16 protein-coding genes are annotated in these 15,361 nt (G+C 45.3%); 13 read left to right on the top strand and 3 right to left on the bottom strand.

Annotated features, from left to right (window positions below):
* The first annotated feature begins 86 nt into the window (after window positions 1–86).
* From SPUTW3181_RS04250 to SPUTW3181_RS04240, 3 genes are all read left to right on the top strand, one after another.
* Window positions 87–1,115, top strand: coding sequence for a hydrolase (locus SPUTW3181_RS04250; protein WP_011788199.1), 1,029 nt, complete (start codon window positions 87–89; stop codon window positions 1,113–1,115).
* Window positions 1,099–1,344 (top strand): YheU family protein, encoded by a 246-nt coding sequence (locus SPUTW3181_RS04245; protein ID WP_011788198.1) that lies wholly within the window; start codon window positions 1,099–1,101, stop codon window positions 1,342–1,344. Before SPUTW3181_RS04250 ends, SPUTW3181_RS04245 begins: the two co-directional genes overlap by 17 nt.
* Before the next feature lie 90 nt (window positions 1,345–1,434).
* Window positions 1,435–2,322 carry a phosphoribulokinase gene (locus SPUTW3181_RS04240; protein WP_011788197.1) on the top strand — a complete coding sequence of 296 codons (888 nt, stop codon included), beginning with the start codon at window positions 1,435–1,437 and terminating at the stop codon, window positions 2,320–2,322.
* A 526-nt stretch (window positions 2,323–2,848) separates the two neighbouring features.
* Here the strand turns inward: SPUTW3181_RS04240 and SPUTW3181_RS04235 are convergent.
* Entirely contained in the window at window positions 2,849–3,358 is a 510-nt protein-coding gene (locus SPUTW3181_RS04235) for a GNAT family N-acetyltransferase (protein WP_041408318.1), read from the bottom strand.
* A 168-nt stretch (window positions 3,359–3,526) separates the two neighbouring features.
* The gene (gene pepB / locus SPUTW3181_RS04230; protein WP_011788195.1) at window positions 3,527–4,819 is read right to left on the bottom strand and encodes an aminopeptidase PepB; all 1,293 of its coding nucleotides are present in this window, start codon (window positions 4,817–4,819) and stop codon (window positions 3,527–3,529) included.
* A 187-nt stretch (window positions 4,820–5,006) separates the two neighbouring features.
* Between pepB and sfsA the strand changes: the two genes are divergently transcribed.
* The 10 genes from sfsA (at window position 5,007) to SPUTW3181_RS04180 (ending at window position 14,219) form a co-directional block, all read left to right on the top strand.
* Window positions 5,007–5,711 carry a DNA/RNA nuclease SfsA gene (sfsA, locus tag SPUTW3181_RS04225; RefSeq protein ID WP_011788194.1) on the top strand — a complete coding sequence of 235 codons (705 nt, stop codon included), beginning with the start codon at window positions 5,007–5,009 and terminating at the stop codon, window positions 5,709–5,711.
* A gap of 163 nt (window positions 5,712–5,874) precedes the next feature.
* A complete protein-coding gene (gene dksA / locus SPUTW3181_RS04220) occupies window positions 5,875–6,318 on the top strand; it encodes an RNA polymerase-binding protein DksA (protein ID WP_007644947.1) in 444 nt (147 codons plus the stop codon).
* Between the two features lie 176 nt (window positions 6,319–6,494).
* Window positions 6,495–7,394 (top strand): tRNA glutamyl-Q(34) synthetase GluQRS, encoded by a 900-nt coding sequence (gluQRS, locus tag SPUTW3181_RS04215; RefSeq protein WP_011788193.1) that lies wholly within the window; start codon window positions 6,495–6,497, stop codon window positions 7,392–7,394.
* A 115-nt stretch (window positions 7,395–7,509) separates the two neighbouring features.
* A complete protein-coding gene (locus tag SPUTW3181_RS04210; protein WP_011788192.1) occupies window positions 7,510–8,994 on the top strand; it encodes a polynucleotide adenylyltransferase PcnB in 1,485 nt (494 codons plus the stop codon).
* The gene (gene folK, locus SPUTW3181_RS04205; protein ID WP_011788191.1) at window positions 8,994–9,476 is read left to right on the top strand and encodes a 2-amino-4-hydroxy-6-hydroxymethyldihydropteridine diphosphokinase; all 483 of its coding nucleotides are present in this window, start codon (window positions 8,994–8,996) and stop codon (window positions 9,474–9,476) included. The genes SPUTW3181_RS04210 and folK overlap by 1 nt, the downstream gene beginning before the upstream one ends.
* A 63-nt stretch (window positions 9,477–9,539) precedes the next feature.
* Window positions 9,540–10,334, top strand: coding sequence for a 3-methyl-2-oxobutanoate hydroxymethyltransferase (panB, locus tag SPUTW3181_RS04200; RefSeq protein WP_011788190.1), 795 nt, complete (start codon window positions 9,540–9,542; stop codon window positions 10,332–10,334).
* A 53-nt stretch (window positions 10,335–10,387) separates the two neighbouring features.
* A complete protein-coding gene (panC, locus tag SPUTW3181_RS04195; RefSeq protein ID WP_011788189.1) occupies window positions 10,388–11,233 on the top strand; it encodes a pantoate--beta-alanine ligase in 846 nt (281 codons plus the stop codon).
* Between the two features lie 211 nt (window positions 11,234–11,444).
* The gene (locus SPUTW3181_RS04190) at window positions 11,445–11,972 is read left to right on the top strand and encodes a hypothetical protein (RefSeq protein ID WP_011788188.1); all 528 of its coding nucleotides are present in this window, start codon (window positions 11,445–11,447) and stop codon (window positions 11,970–11,972) included.
* A gap of 322 nt (window positions 11,973–12,294) precedes the next feature.
* A complete protein-coding gene (locus SPUTW3181_RS04185) occupies window positions 12,295–12,714 on the top strand; it encodes a curlin (RefSeq protein ID WP_011788187.1) in 420 nt (139 codons plus the stop codon).
* 14 nt (window positions 12,715–12,728) lie between these two features.
* Window positions 12,729–14,219, top strand: coding sequence for a curlin (locus tag SPUTW3181_RS04180; protein WP_011788186.1), 1,491 nt, complete (start codon window positions 12,729–12,731; stop codon window positions 14,217–14,219).
* 168 nt (window positions 14,220–14,387) lie between these two features.
* On the opposite strand, the gene SPUTW3181_RS04175 is transcribed toward SPUTW3181_RS04180, so the two are convergent.
* Window positions 14,388–15,053, bottom strand: coding sequence for a helix-turn-helix transcriptional regulator (locus SPUTW3181_RS04175; protein WP_014611267.1), 666 nt, complete (start codon window positions 15,051–15,053; stop codon window positions 14,388–14,390).
* Window positions 15,054–15,361 lie beyond the last annotated feature (308 nt).

Here is a 15,361-nt window from a genome sequence, read left to right as displayed (position 1 = left end):
AAAAAACAATTGTGTTACACTAAGCGCGAATTCAAATTAAACATACGTTTTAATTTTCAGCAATAGCGGTGCCTAGATAAACTCTTATGCCAAATTCTTTTATGCCACCTTGGTGGGCCAAGAGTCCACATATACAAACGATTTTGCCCGTATTGACGAAAGTCGCCAAACCGGCACTGACAAGGCAGCGCCTCGAATTGCCCGATGGTGACTTTATCGATTTAGATTGGCAGGATGTCCCGCTGCAGGGTAAACCAATAGTCGTGATCATCCATGGATTAGAGGGCAGCGCGGCATCCCATTATGCGAGGCGCATACTGCTGAGCTGTAAAGAACAGCAACTCTCAGCCGTTGTGCATCATCACAGAAGTTGCTCGGGCGAAGCCAATCGTCTCGCTCGCAGTTACCACAGTGGTGACACAGACGATCTGCAGTTTAGCCTATCAACACTACAACAAACGTATCCGCAATCCCCGTTATTAGCTGTAGGTTACAGTTTAGGTGGAAATGTACTCACTAAGTACCAAGGCGAATATCAAGATAGCAGCTTATTAACTCGGGCCGTGGTTGTCTCAGCCCCCTTGCAATTATCAGCTTGTGCAAAACGACTCGAACATGGCTTCTCTAAGGTTTATCAAAGCTACCTTATCAAGCAATTACAAAAAAAAATAAACCAAAAACTCGCCGATCCTGATTTGGCAAACACTCTGCCATTAAGCCGATGGCAAGTCGAGCAGCTTAATACTTTTTATGACTTCGACGATAAAGTCACGGCACCACTCCACGGTTTTAATGGCGTTGATGATTATTATATTCGCGCTAGCGGCCTGCCCTTTGTTAACCACATCACTAAACCCACACTGATCATACATGCCAAGGATGATCCCTTTATGACTGACGATGTGATCCCACATCCAAGCCAAATATCTGAGCATGTCGAATACGAATTACATTCCTATGGAGGCCATGTTGGTTTTATCGAAGGCGGTACACCATGGAAACCACGCTTCTATCTTGAACGTCGTATTTTAGCTTTCTTACGTGGCAACACCCTATTCGACGAACGCTTGTCTGATAACATTGAACAAGGAAAAAACCATGCTCATCCCCTATGATGTGCTTTTACAGCTACCGAAGGAAACACTGGCAAATCTTGTCCGCGAATACCTATTTGGTCAAGTAGAAGATGGCAGTTTTGCGAGCCTAGATGAACAGGAAATGTCCTTGGCCATAGCCCAGTGCCAACAAGCGCTTAAGCAAGGAAAGCTGCTCTTAGAATATAGCGAAGATGACGAGTCTTTCGCGATACGACCTGCGGATCAAATAGCAAAACGGCAAGATTGACCAGCCCTACCCCTGTACCGTATAAATAGAACTCGCGGTTTTATCGCTTACCCATAAGCGGCTCTTTTGGTTCCTAGCTAGGTAGAAAAAATGTCAGCAAAACATCCCATTATTGCAGTTACAGGCTCTTCAGGCGCAGGAACCACTACGACAACCACGGCCTTTAGCCATATTTTTCGCCAACTTGGAATAAACGCAGCTTTCGTTGAGGGGGATAGTTTCCACCATTTTACCCGCGCCGAAATGGAAGTGATGATCCGTAAGTCCCAAGCAGAAAACCGTAATCTTAGTTATTTTGGCCCAGAAGCCAATAACTTTGCTCGCTTAGAGCAATGCTTCAGCGACTACAGTGCAACAGGGCAAGGGGAAACTCGCAGTTATCTACACACCTTTGATGAGGCTGTCCCCTTTAATCAAATGCCCGGCACTTTTACCCAATGGCGGCCACTACCTGAAAATACCGATATGCTTTATTACGAAGGGTTACACGGAGGTGTCGTCACGCCAGAAGCCAATGTCGCCCAACATGTCGATTTGCTTATCGGCATGGTACCCATTGTCAACTTAGAATGGATCCAAAAAATAATCCGAGATACTTCAGAGCGCGGTCATAGTCGTGAAAAAGTCATGGGCTCGATTGTGCGCAGTATGGACGATTATATTAAGCATATGACACCGCAGTTCTCTCGCACCCACATTAATTTTCAGCGAGTACCCACGGTTGATACCTCTAACCCATTCAGCGCCAAAGACATTCCAAGTTTGGATGAGAGCTTTGTGGTGATCCGCTTCCGCGGTATTAATAATGTCGATTTCCCTTATTACCTGAGCATGATCCAAGGCGCGTTTATGTCACGGGTTAATACCTTAGTCGTGCCCGGCGGTAAAATGTCCTTAGCGATGGAGCTTATTCTTACGCCCTTAATTAAAGACTTAATGGAAAAACGCCAACAACTTAATAGTCCTGAAACGAACTAAAACCTTACCGATTCTCAAGTGAGTTTGACCAAAGGTTAAGGAAATAAAGTCTTTTTTTGCAATGGATTAAGTTTTATTTAAGCCATTAACGCTAACCTTGCTCGCATCGGGATTTCAGGCGAAAGAACGATAGTTGGCATACTCTTGGGAGTTAATTCCCCCATCTTGATCTGTTGATTCCCTTGAGTATGTCAGCAACCTCTCTGAACAGTTAATTCCGCCTCCATGCTTGATCTGTTGATTCCCTTGAGTATGTCAGCAACCTCTCTGAACAGTTAATTCCGCCTCCATGCTTGATCTGTTGATTCCTTGAGTATGTCAGCAACCTCTCTTTAAGACTTGCAAGTTAATTCCGCCTCTATGCTCGATCCTTGAGAATGCCAAGAGAGGTTCTCGGAAAACAGAACGTTCGTAAACTCACTCACAGAACGCTGCGCTCACCGTAAGGGCAAAGCCCGTTCGGTAAACCGTGAGTCACGAAGTGACGCTCTGTAACGGCAAGGCCGCGTACCGTTATCCGAGCGGCCTAGCAGGCCGAAGGCCGTTCTAGATTCTTATACATCACCATACACTCTAAGGCGATGCCCCTAGGTGAGCAGTAGATTGATTCCTCTTCTAAACCTTCACCACCAAAACCACAGTGGCGATAAAAATCCACTGCATTCAAGGTCGATTCCAACCTGAGCTGGGCAATCCCCTGATTAAACGCCATTGTCTCAATAAACTTAAGCAGTGCCTTACCTACCCCAAGCCCCATAGCATCAGGGGAAACAAACAGAGCTTCTAACTGGGCATAGGGTTCATCCAACATAACAGTGCCGACCACAGTCTTTACCTGCAACGCATTATCAGAGATCTCTGCCACATAAAAATGCGCCTCGACGATACGCCTAAATTGCTCGGTCAGTTCGCCTGCGGTCCAAATCAACAGATCGCCCGCATCATAAAATCCGGTGCAGCCTTTATTGATGGCCGCATTGCGGATATCCCAGCATGCTTGTGCATCGGTTTTAGTTGCTTTTCGAATCGTAATCATCAGATTTTCCAATAAAATATCTCCCCATAACATGCCATGAAGCGACTCAATCACCAAGTAAACTCTTGATCTCAAATGTGACTCAACAAAAAACCGCCCGAAGGCGGTTTTAAATAACGCGACAGAAGCTCAATGGATCTGTGCTAGCGTATTTTCTGATGGTTTAACTTAGCCTTTAATCAATTCGCTAATAGTCAATACGCCATGAGTCGTAGCGCCTGCGCCCCATAGGGCAGAAGCTGAATCTTCAAATGCGGCGGCGAGATCCACATGTAACCATTTAGCTTCGGGTGACACGAAACGCCATAAGAAACCAGCGGCATTAGAGGCACCACCTGCACCGCCACCTTTCACCGGACGACTATTAGCCGTATCAGCGTAAGCCGATGGACACATTTCTTTGTGCCAAGGGTCTAGCGGCAGCGGCCATACGCGCTCAGCAACACTTGTCGCTTTTTGCTGAGCCAGTTGCAGCACATCGGTCTGTGGCGAAAAAATTGCGTTATAGTTTGAACCTACCGCCATCACTGCGGCGCCTGTTAGGGTCGCCGCATCGATAATAAAAGGCGCTCCAGTAGCAGAAGCCGCTTGTAAACCATCGGCCAACACTAAGCGCCCTTCAGCATCGGTGTTCACCACTTCCACTGTCACGCCATTTTTGTAAGTCAGGATATCGCCTAACTTATAAGCGCGGCCGCTGATCAAGTTTTCAGCACAGCAAAGGAATAACTTAACCCGTTTATTCAGCCCCGATTTCATTGCTAAACCGAGTGCTGCAGTTACAGTGGCGGCGCCGCCCATATCGCATTTCATGCCGAGCATGCCTTCGGAGGCTTTAATGCTGTAACCGCCAGAATCAAAGGTAATCCCTTTACCCACAAGCGCGACAGACACGGGTGCATCGGCGGCTAATGGATTGAAGTCTAATTCTAACATTGCTGGCGGACGCTCACTGCCGCGACCCACAGCATGGATACCAATCCACTGTTCTTCGAGCAGTGCTTCGCCTTCGATAATCCGATAGCTCACCTTATCGCCACCAATATCGGCTAACCATCTTGCTGCTTGTTGAGCAAGTTTTACGGGTGAGAGGTTTTCAGGCGTATCGTTGATCAATTGACGAGCAAAGGTTGCCACATCGAACCTGCGTTGTAATTCTGCTTGAACAGACTCATCACCACACCAGTGGATTTGATAGCCGGTTTTGGCGGTTGCGAAACCTTGGGCAAATACCCACTGGCTATTGAGATCCCAAAGCTGTCCAGCTAATACCACACTGCTAATACCTTGACTGCGTAGTTTGCGGGCCGCCATTTGAATTTGACGCAGCTCATCGCCACCCGCTAAATGAATTTGTGCACCGTCGGCACTATAAGTCACATCAGCCTTACCCCAATAGGCGGCTGGTGCTTCTTTGGTTAATTGCACTTTCATCAATTCAGTTACTTTTAGTTCACTCATTAGGGATCCTTATTTTTCGATTCGTTTTAGAACATCAATCAGCAATCAGAACAAACTTTATGGCGGCAGTTTACTGCTAGCAGGCGATGACTCAAAGCGATTGGCGGAAGTTACTCAGGTAAAATCTGTAAACATTTGCGAAATTTGCTAGTCTTGCCGCCTGAGTATTCTCAATACAGGTAGTAGCATGCAGTTCGAACCCGCCTTGCAGCAGGGCAGATTAGTTAAACGCTATAAGCGCTTTCTTGCTGATATAAAGCTCGCCGATGGCAGTGAGATGACAATCCATTGCCCTAATACAGGTTCAATGCGTAACTGTCTCTTCCCCGGAGAAGCCGTGTGGTTTTCAACCTCAGCTAACCCTAAACGTAAATATGCATACACGTGGGAGTTAATGGGCACACCCAATGGTGGTTTTATTGGCATACATTCAGGTAGTGCAAATGCCCTAGCCGAAGAAGCCATACATAGCGGCATTATCAAAGAACTGACGGGTTACGACACTTTAAGCCGTGAGGTGAAGTACGGCGATGAAAACAGCCGTATTGATATTCTGCTTCAAGGTGCTCAAAAACCAGACTGTTACATAGAAGTCAAAAGTTGTACTTTACTCGAAGATGGACAAGGATTTTTCCCCGATGCAGTGAGTTTACGCGGCCAAAAACATTTGCGTGAATTGATGCATATGGCAAATCTTGGCCACCGCGCAGTGCTGTTATTTGTAGTACAGCACTCAGAAATATTCAGCGTTGCGCCTGCAGCACACATTGATCATGAATACGCTAACCTACTGAAAAAGGCGACTTTATCGGGTGTTGAAGTATTGGCATATCGCTGCGAAATGTCACCAACAGAGATACGCCTAGCCCAAGCCTGTCCAGTCCGAGTATGATGTTAACGGTCGGTAAAATTGAAATTCATTTCAATTAGCGAATTGAATCATAAAATTCATTCAAGGCGAGTTGAAAAATTTGCCTCGATGTAAAGATTCTGATATAGATAGCGGCCGTTCTTAAGGACGCCCTACAAACGCAAATGATTACAGGAGATGCGTTATGCCTGAAGGCACCAAAAAACTTGGCGTACTCGCTATCGCAGGTGTAAGTCCCTACCAGGAAAAGCCGGGTGAGGAGTATATGAACGCTAAGCAACTGGGTCACTTCAAGACTATTCTTGAAGCTTGGCGCAATCAGTTGCGTGAAGAGGTCGACCGTACTCTCAGTCACATGCAGGACGAGGCAGCAAACTTTCCCGATCCTGTTGACCGTGCTGCACAAGAAGAAGAGTTCAGCCTCGAACTTCGTGCTCGTGATAGAGAACGTAAGCTGATCAAGAAAATCGAAAAGACACTGCAAAAAATCGAAGAAGACGATTTCGGCTTCTGTGATTCCTGCGGTATCGAAATCGGCATTCGCCGTCTCGAAGCGCGTCCAACAGCCGACCAATGTATCGACTGTAAAACGCTTGCAGAGATTAAAGAAAAGCAAATGGCTGGTTAATCGGCTGAGCTAAACAAGGCGGGGATTTCCCCGCCTACTTGTTTGTTAAAATGAGTTCATCAAACTCGTTCGAGTACAACTCACTTCATTTTATTCTGTTATTCGCTTTTATCTTGGTATACCCCTAAAATACCTCCACTTTTGTCGGTGCGACTTTCAAACTGAATCTTGATGCTATGCCAAATCCATTGACACCTTTTTTAGCCAATAAGCCCTATGTTGGCCGCTTTGCACCTTCGCCTTCAGGTGCGCTGCATTTTGGTTCGCTTATCGCCGCCCTTGGCAGTTATTTACGCGCTCGCTCACAGAAAGGTAAATGGTTAATTCGTATCGAAGATATCGATCCGCCGCGGGAAATCAAAGGGGCAGCAGATGAGATTTTACGCACCTTAGAAGCCTATGGCTTTGAATGGGATAACTCGCCGTTATACCAGAGCCAACGCACTGAGGCCTACCAAGCACAAATTGACCATCTGCTCACTCACAACGACGCCTATTTATGCCAATGCAGTCGTAAACATATTCAGGCTATGGGGGGAGTTTATGATGGGCGCTGCCATCGCTTATCTAAACCACACTTATCGGGGGCGGTACGTATTGTAAACCGTGCTCAAGTAGCCCAATTTAATGATAATTTGATGGGAAAAATCTGTGTCGATAGCCATTTTGCCGCAGAGGATTTTATCATCAAGCGCAGCGATGGCTTATACGCCTATCAACTCGCGGTTGTACTTGACGATGCTTATCAAGGTATTACTGAAGTGGTGCGTGGCTGCGACTTAATCGAAGCCAGTTGTCGCCAACTCAGTTTGTATCAAACCTTTGGCTTAACCGCTCCCGAATGGCTACATTTGCCCTTAGCTTGCTTGAGTCCTGGGTTTAAGCTTTCAAAACAAAATCATGCACAGGCTATCGATAAACAATATCCACAAAAGAGCCTTAATGCAGCACTGGCATTTTTGGGGCAAGCCCCAGTAGAAGCCCAAGGTTCGTTGGCACACATGCTCGACCAAGCCGTGGCACAATTTCAATTATCAGCGATCCCAAAACAGCCTGAAATATTGATCGAATCCTAATGATGCCAAATCGCATAAAATCCTCCCCACACGAGAAAGTGCACAATGCCGCAATTTGTGTCTCCAGTGGGCTAAGTCAAGCATTGCTATATACCCATTAGGCGGCATTTGGTATATGATAGCCGCCAGATTTTTTAATCACATAACAGATCACATTTCGAGGTGTCCCATTTTTCGCCGTATCAGCCAATTCTGCAAGCAGCTATTTGAAGACGCGCCTAAAACGACCGCTCCAACTCCAGCTCAGATCCAATCTCAAGCGTCAGAAGCTTCTTCTAACGCCTTAAGCCTAGAGTTAGTGCCCAGAGATGCCCACTCCATCTCGCGCAAGCAAATTAGCGAAAATGCCCTTAAGGTATTATACAGACTGAATAAATCAGGATTTAAAGCCTATTTGGTCGGCGGCGGTGTGCGTGATTTACTCCTCGGACTCGAGCCTAAAGATTTCGACGTTGTTACTAACGCAACCCCAGAAGAAATCAAAAAACTGTTCCGCAATTGCCGAGTCGTCGGCCGCCGTTTCCGTCTCGCCCATATCGTCTTTGGTCGGGATGTGATTGAAGTCGCCACCTTTCGTGGTCACCATGGCGAAAGCAATGAAAAAATTTCCAAAGCCAACGCAGAAGGCCGCTTACTGCGCGATAACGTCTATGGCGAAATAGATGAAGATGCCGAGCGCCGCGACTTTACTGTCAATGCCCTCTATTACGATATCAGCGATTATTCTATCCGCAGCTACGGTGGCGGCATGGCTGATCTCAAGGCGGGTACCTTAAGATTAATCGGCGATCCTGAAACACGTTATCGTGAAGATCCCGTTCGTATGCTAAGGGCCGTACGTTTTGCGACTAAGCTCAGTATGAATATTGAGGACGTGACCGCAAAACCCATTAAACAATTGGCGCCACTGCTCACAGATATTCCTGCGGCACGCATGTATGAAGAAGTGCTTAAACTTTTCTTTGCTGGCAAAGCCTTAGCTAACTTCGAAATGATGCAAGAATACAAGTTATTCGCCCCCTTATTTCCTCAGGTCGATGCCCTATTAAAAGAAGATCCAAAGGGTCCTGCGATGAAAATGGTGCAGGCCATTATGAAAAGCACTGACTTACGGGTAAATGAGGATAAACCTGTTACTCCCTCATTCTTTTATGCGGCCATGCTTTGGTATCCACTGCGTCAACGTGCTGAGGATATTGCCGTTGAAAGTGGCTTAACTTTATATGATGCCTTTTTCGCAGCAATGGGCGATGTGATGGAGCAGCAATGCCAAACCATTAGCATTCCACGTCGCTTTAGCACACCCTCAAAAGATATTTGGCAATTACAGCTACGCTTTGACCGCAGCCAAGGCACTCGTGCTTTTAAACTGATGGAGCACCCTAAGTTTAGAGCCGCCTACGATCTACTCTTGCTCAGAGGTGAAGTCGAGGGGGGGAATGTTGCCAAAAGTGCTGCTTGGTGGCAGCAGTTCGTTGAAGCCGATGAAACCGAGCGCTTGACTATCGCTCGTAGTGGTAATAAGTCATCGGGGAATCGCAATGCTCCTCAGCGTCGCCGCCGCAGATCAAGTACGACTAAAGCCAAAGCAGCCGAATAATGACCCGCGTTTATGTTGCATTAGGGGCTAATCTTAATGATCCCAAAACGCAATTGGACAATGCCGTGATAGCATTGTCCAACCTTGCTCAGGGCAACAGTTTGCTTGTCTCACCTTACTATCACTCCACCCCGATGGGCGATGTGGTCCAACCCGATTATATCAATGCGGTGGCAAGCTTTGAGACAACATTAACTCCACTCGCCTTACTCGATGCATTGCAATATATCGAAAACACCCAAGGGCGAGTACGTAAAGAACGCTGGGGACCAAGAACCTTAGATCTTGATCTGCTGCTATATGGCAATGAGTTTATTGATGAGCCTAGGTTAAAAGTACCTCACTACGGTATGAAAGAACGCAGCTTTGTGCTTGTTCCACTGGCCGCGATTGCTCCAGATCTTATCCTGCCCTGTAACACAGTCCTAAGTAGTCTTATCGACAAAAATATGTTGGCCGAGTTACAACAACTGGGGCATTGATCATTGAAGTCCGTCTCCAGTTAGCTTATAACACCACTTCTATTTGGTTTGAAGATCATCCATATGTCTAAAATTACTAGCTCAACCCTGTTGAAATACAAACAGGAAGGTAGAAAATTCACTGCACTGACAGCCTATGATGCCAGTTTTGCTGGCGCGTTCGATAGCGAAGGTGTAGATGTGCTACTCGTCGGTGATTCTTTGGGAATGGTCCTGCAAGGCCATGACGATACTCTCCCAGTCACGACAGCAGAGATCGCTTACCATACTCGCTGCGTACGCCGCGGGATAGAGCGAGCGTTACTGATTGCCGATATGCCTTTTATGAGTTACGCCACGCCAGAACAAGCTATGATTAACGCCACCGAGCTGATGCAGGCTGGCGCCAACATGGTCAAAGTTGAAGGCGGCCATTGGTTACTCGAAACCGTCACTAAACTCACCGAACGCGGTATTCCTGTTTGTGCCCACTTAGGGTTAACGCCTCAATCTGTTCACGTTTTTGGTGGTTTTAAAGTTCAGGGGCGCGATGCCGAAAATGCCCAGCGAATTCTCGATGAGGCCAAAGCATTAGAAGCCGCAGGCGCCCAATTACTCGTCGTAGAATGTATTCCAGCACCATTAGCCACAGCGATCACCCAAGCCCTAACCATTCCAGTCATTGGAATTGGTGCTGGAGCATCGACCGATGGTCAGATTTTAGTGATGCATGATGTATTAGGTATTTCAAGTGGTTATATTCCACGTTTTTCGAAAAACTACCTAAAACAAACGGGTGAAATCCGTTCTGCGGTGCGCGCTTATATTGAAGAAGTTGCCGCTGGCACCTTCCCCAGTGCAGAGCACACATTCAGCTAAATAGTGCCGAGCACATATTCAACTCATTTTAGGTTTTAGCAAGGTAAGGCTTAATGATCACAAGCGCCCATATCGATGATATTCGCACGCAAGTGCGCGCATGGCGTGCCAAGGGCGAAACCGTCGCCTTTGTGCCAACCATGGGGAATCTTCATCAAGGACACATCACCTTAGTCAAAGAAGCTGCACAAAAATGTGACCATGTGGTGGTATCCATTTTCGTCAATCCAATGCAATTTGGGCAAAACGAAGATCTCGATGCCTACCCACGTACTCTGGCCGCCGATAGCGAAGCACTCACTACGGCGGGAGCAGAACTCTTGTTTACTCCGACCCCCGCCACTATCTACCCTAAAGGTTTAGCACAACAAACCTTTGTCGAAGTACCGGGTATTTCAGAGGTGCTTTGTGGCGCATCCCGTCCTGGGCATTTTCGCGGTGTTGCTACCGTTGTCTGCAAGCTATTTAATATAGTGCAGCCGGATGTCGCTTTCTTTGGCAATAAGGATTATCAACAACTGTTAGTGATCCGCACTATGGTTGAAGATTTATCATTACCCATTGAAATTATTGGTGTTGATACCATACGTGAAGCCTCTGGCTTAGCCATGAGTTCGCGTAATGGCTATTTAACTCGCGATGAAAAAGCGGCAGCACCTGCGCTTAAAAAAGCACTGGATGCAATGGCGGCAGGCATCAAGCAAGGTGAAACATTTGAGCAAGTAACAGAACAAGCTAAAGCGAGTTTATATGCAGCAGGCTTTACTCCTGATTACTTAGAAATTCGCCATGCACACACCTTAGCAAACGCCGAACCAGAGGATAAAGCGCTGGTGATTTTAGCGGCGGCTTATCTCGGTAAAGCCCGTCTTATCGATAATTTAAGATTCGATCGCTAATAATAAATATCTGTAAAAAGGAGCTTAGGCTCCTTTTTACCCTTTATGGCTTGATGTGACTGCAACTTCCCTGAAACCTCCATTTTAATCACTGAAAAGATCCACTGCCTAAACTGGTTTTCTCGCCAAACTTACACCATAGTATTAAACAAACCACAACACAGGTTTGATGAATAACCTATGTCACTAATATACAAGGATTTGTAGCCGAATGGCAAAGTTGATATTGACTCTCATAGGCCTTTTGTTGTCAAGCATGACTCAGGCAAGCATTATCTATAAATGTTATAAGGGCGATAAAGTGGTTTTTAGTCAAATCGCTTGCCCGCAGGAATATCGTCAGCACAAAATCGAGTACCAGTTAGGCGTCACAACAGAAACAGATTCAGATAAACGGGATATTCCTGTCGATCCTTTACAAGCATTACTGAATAATCAAACGATTACCAAAGAAAAACTGCTACAACTGCTGGATAGTGAAATATATCGACTTAAGCAGGAAAACAGCTATTTTGAAATCCTACGCGCCAGTGAATTACAGAAATTAGAACGCAAACGTTACTGGCAAAATAAAGAAAAAAATGATCCTGAATACATCAATGAACTGAACGAGATTAACTCTCGCTTCAATGCATTAATGGTGAACAATAACAGTGCAATGCAGCAACTCAATGACCGAAAAAGTCAAATCAATAACGAAGTCTCTTCTGAAAACTTGAAAGACTCTAAACAGCACTGATTCACATAGAATGTTGTACTTATTCTATCGATGAGCTATTAAAAATTTGACCTTATTGATAGGGCTGCTTCACAATAAATACAACTTAACTACTAGGACAACTAGGTTAGGCTCCATAAATAAAAACACGTCAATAAACAGATAAAACTCATTTAATCAATACGATATAAATACAGTTCTCTTTTACCTTCCGTTAACCCTTTCTAGAATAAATACCCTTTTGACCAATTGCGACATGTTCATCGGGCTCGTATCTTCAAGTCTGAATTTGGGATGTAAGCGGTGTTAAGCAGCCCAAGATATTTGATGCAAGGAGTCACCCGTGCCAAATACCCCTATACGCTTTTTGGTGCTGCTACTCTTGCTCTGTAGTTGTATGACCTCAGCACAAGGGCTGAATGTCAACGAGTTACCCGTAACCCTTCAAGCATTACTAGAACGCTCCGGTCGCGATAACCTTATCGAGCTGGTTCAACAAGGTAATGCCAACCAAGGATTACTGTTCCAATCAGGTAGCGATAACAAAGCCGATGTCACACAAGTGGGCAATGATAACGATGCGCTAATTACACAGATTGGTTCAAACAATGAAGTCCAACTACTGCAAGTCGGCAGTCAAAATACGGCAACAGTGACACAAATTGGCAATGACAATCTCGTGCAACTGAACCAACTAGGAAGCGGCAACTTTTCGATTCAACAGATTGCAGACGGTGCTGCAATCTCAATAACTCAATATTAAACAGGGAGCGTCACATGAAATCACAAGCTAAAAAATCACTTATTGCTTTGGCCATTGCAACAGGTTTAAGCGGTCAAGCCTTTGCAGCCAGTACAGTGAGTGAAATTAGCGTAGTACAGTCAGGCCAAGGCCAAGACACTTTAGTTTCACAAACGGGTGCCCTTAATGCTGCTGCGGTTGTGCAAACAGGTACAGATCAAACCGCTACCGTAATCCAAGACGGGCTATGGCATGAAGCGGCTATCAACTCCGCAGGTACTGACAATAAAGTCCAGATAACACAACAAGTTGACTGGCATGTGGCCAGTGCCAATGTTGAGGGCAACAGCAACTTTGTTAATGTTTCCCAAGACGGTTTCTATAACCAAAGCAGCAACGATGTTACTGGTAACGATAACACCGTCGTAGTGAGTCAATTAGGCGAATTAAATGAAAGCCAAGTTGAAATCACTGGCGCTCAAAACACGGTATCTGTTGAACAAGAAGGTGATACCAACTTTGCAGTTTTCCGTGTTCAAGGCAGCAATAACGACGGCGACATCAAACAATACGGTGACAATAACCAAGCAGGGGTCATTGCACTTGATTTAACCGCTAACGTAGGTAACAACAACGACGTGTCTGTTGAACAAGTGGGTAACAATAACTTTGGCGCGGCTAAAGGCATTGCAGGCGACAACAATAGCGTTGATATGGTTCAAAAGGGTGATAACCATGTTGGTTTTGTTTATGCACTAGCGGGCAGCGATAACGATATTGCCATGGATCAAAAAGGTCGTGGCAACACCGCTTATCTTGCTATGACAACGGGTGACGACAACAGTATTGATATTACCCAAAATGGTAGCGGCAACACTATCGGTGATACTTTAGTGGCCGATATCCAAGGTGATGATAATGATATTACTATCACCCAAAAAGGCGATGTTAACGGTGCAGAGTTCCAAGTATGGGGCGATAGTAACGATGTAGATTTACAACAAAGAGGCGATGCTAACTTCGCCACCTTTGGCGCATACGGTACAGATAACGACTTCGACTTATCTTCTAAAGGCAATTACAACGAAATCGTTGCCTTCGCAGAGGGTGAAGACAACAGTATTGAAGTCGACCAAAAAGGTGATGCGAACTTTGCTTATGTCGATGCAGTCGGTAACGATAACGAAGTCGATGTTGAGCAAAATGGTAATCAAAACGAGAGCATAATTTCTATTGCAGGTAACAATAATGCCGATGCAACTGCACTTCAAAAGGGCGATCTTAACCTTATTGATTTGATTATCAAAGGCGATGAAAACACGGCACAAATTGCCCAATCAGGTAATAGAAACTGGGTCGGTGGTGACGATAGTGCCTCATTCACAGTTAAAGGTGACAACAACAGCCTATTGATCGCTCAAAAGGGGAATGACAACTTAGTGTTGGGCTCTCAAGCTGGCAATAACAACAGCATCAGCGTGAACCAATCAGGCAATATGAACATTGCCACTGTAGTGCAATACTAATAAATACTGCTAAACCGCCATAGCTAACTCTTTGGTGTTGTTTGATAAAATGGTATAAAAAAAGCGGGAATGTTTACATAAACATTCCCGCTTTTCTATTTTGATATGCCAGCAATCATTAACATTAACCACTCAAAGCAACAGGCAAATGACCACACCCTTTGCAGGTTAACTACATAGCTCAAAGTGAGTTTGATAGGTTTGCGCCCAACGTAAAAGCTCAACCCGATTACGAGACTGGGTCTTGCGGAAAATAGAGGAAATGTGTGCTTTTACTGTATGTTCGCTGATGCATAACCTATGGGCAATTTCTTTATTCCTTGCGCCACTGGATACAAATTGAATAATGGTACGTTCACGGGATGTCAGCATCTGCAGCATAGCCACAGTATCGGAGGGCATCTCATTATTACCCTCTAACTTTTGTACGACACGGCGAAACATTTTGCTTAGCAACGTTCTATCGTACCAAAGCTCCTCTGCCACCATTTTACGTAAACCCGTTAACATCAGATCCATACGTTGATCGGCAAATAAAATACCTCGAATGCCGAGTAACATTGCAGATTCTTGGTCTAAGGAGTCTCGCTCAACTTGATACAGCGCCACAGGAAAATGTGACACTAAACGCGAAGCCAGCAAAGGAATTCCTTTGTTATCTAATGCTGAACCTTTTTGGGTGATCAGATAAAAACTACGACGGCTTTTATCTAAATCCAATTCTGCTGCGTGCTTTACAATACGCGTTTTCAAACCTATGGATTCAGCGAGTAACGCTAAATGACATGGCGCGGCCATTTGGTGTAAAAAAACCAATTCATTAATTGTGCTCAATGACTCTCCTCCCTGAAAAGTATTCTCTTATTGCAAAATGGTCTGTTTGACTCGTCTTCTAGTTAGATTTCTCAACATTCCATTAACCTGGTTGATTCTGACTAGTTAACGATTGAAAAACATCACCCAAATGTACTATTCCCTGTTTAGCCATAGTAAGTTCGACTAACACACCATCGAAAAACGGGTTATGAGTTAAAACCACTCGTTAAATCCACAGCCTCACAGCACTTGCACTGTTAAACTAGGATGAGCCGCCCCAAGTTGCAACATAAATTAAACATAAAGGTTAGTGCAAAAGTATGACA

The sequence above is a fragment of the Shewanella sp. W3-18-1 genome (assembly GCF_000015185.1).
Classification (GTDB): Bacteria; Pseudomonadota; Gammaproteobacteria; order Enterobacterales; family Shewanellaceae; genus Shewanella; species Shewanella putrefaciens.
Note: the sequence above shows the minus strand (reverse complement) of the source record. Positions and strands in the feature narration are given on the sequence as shown.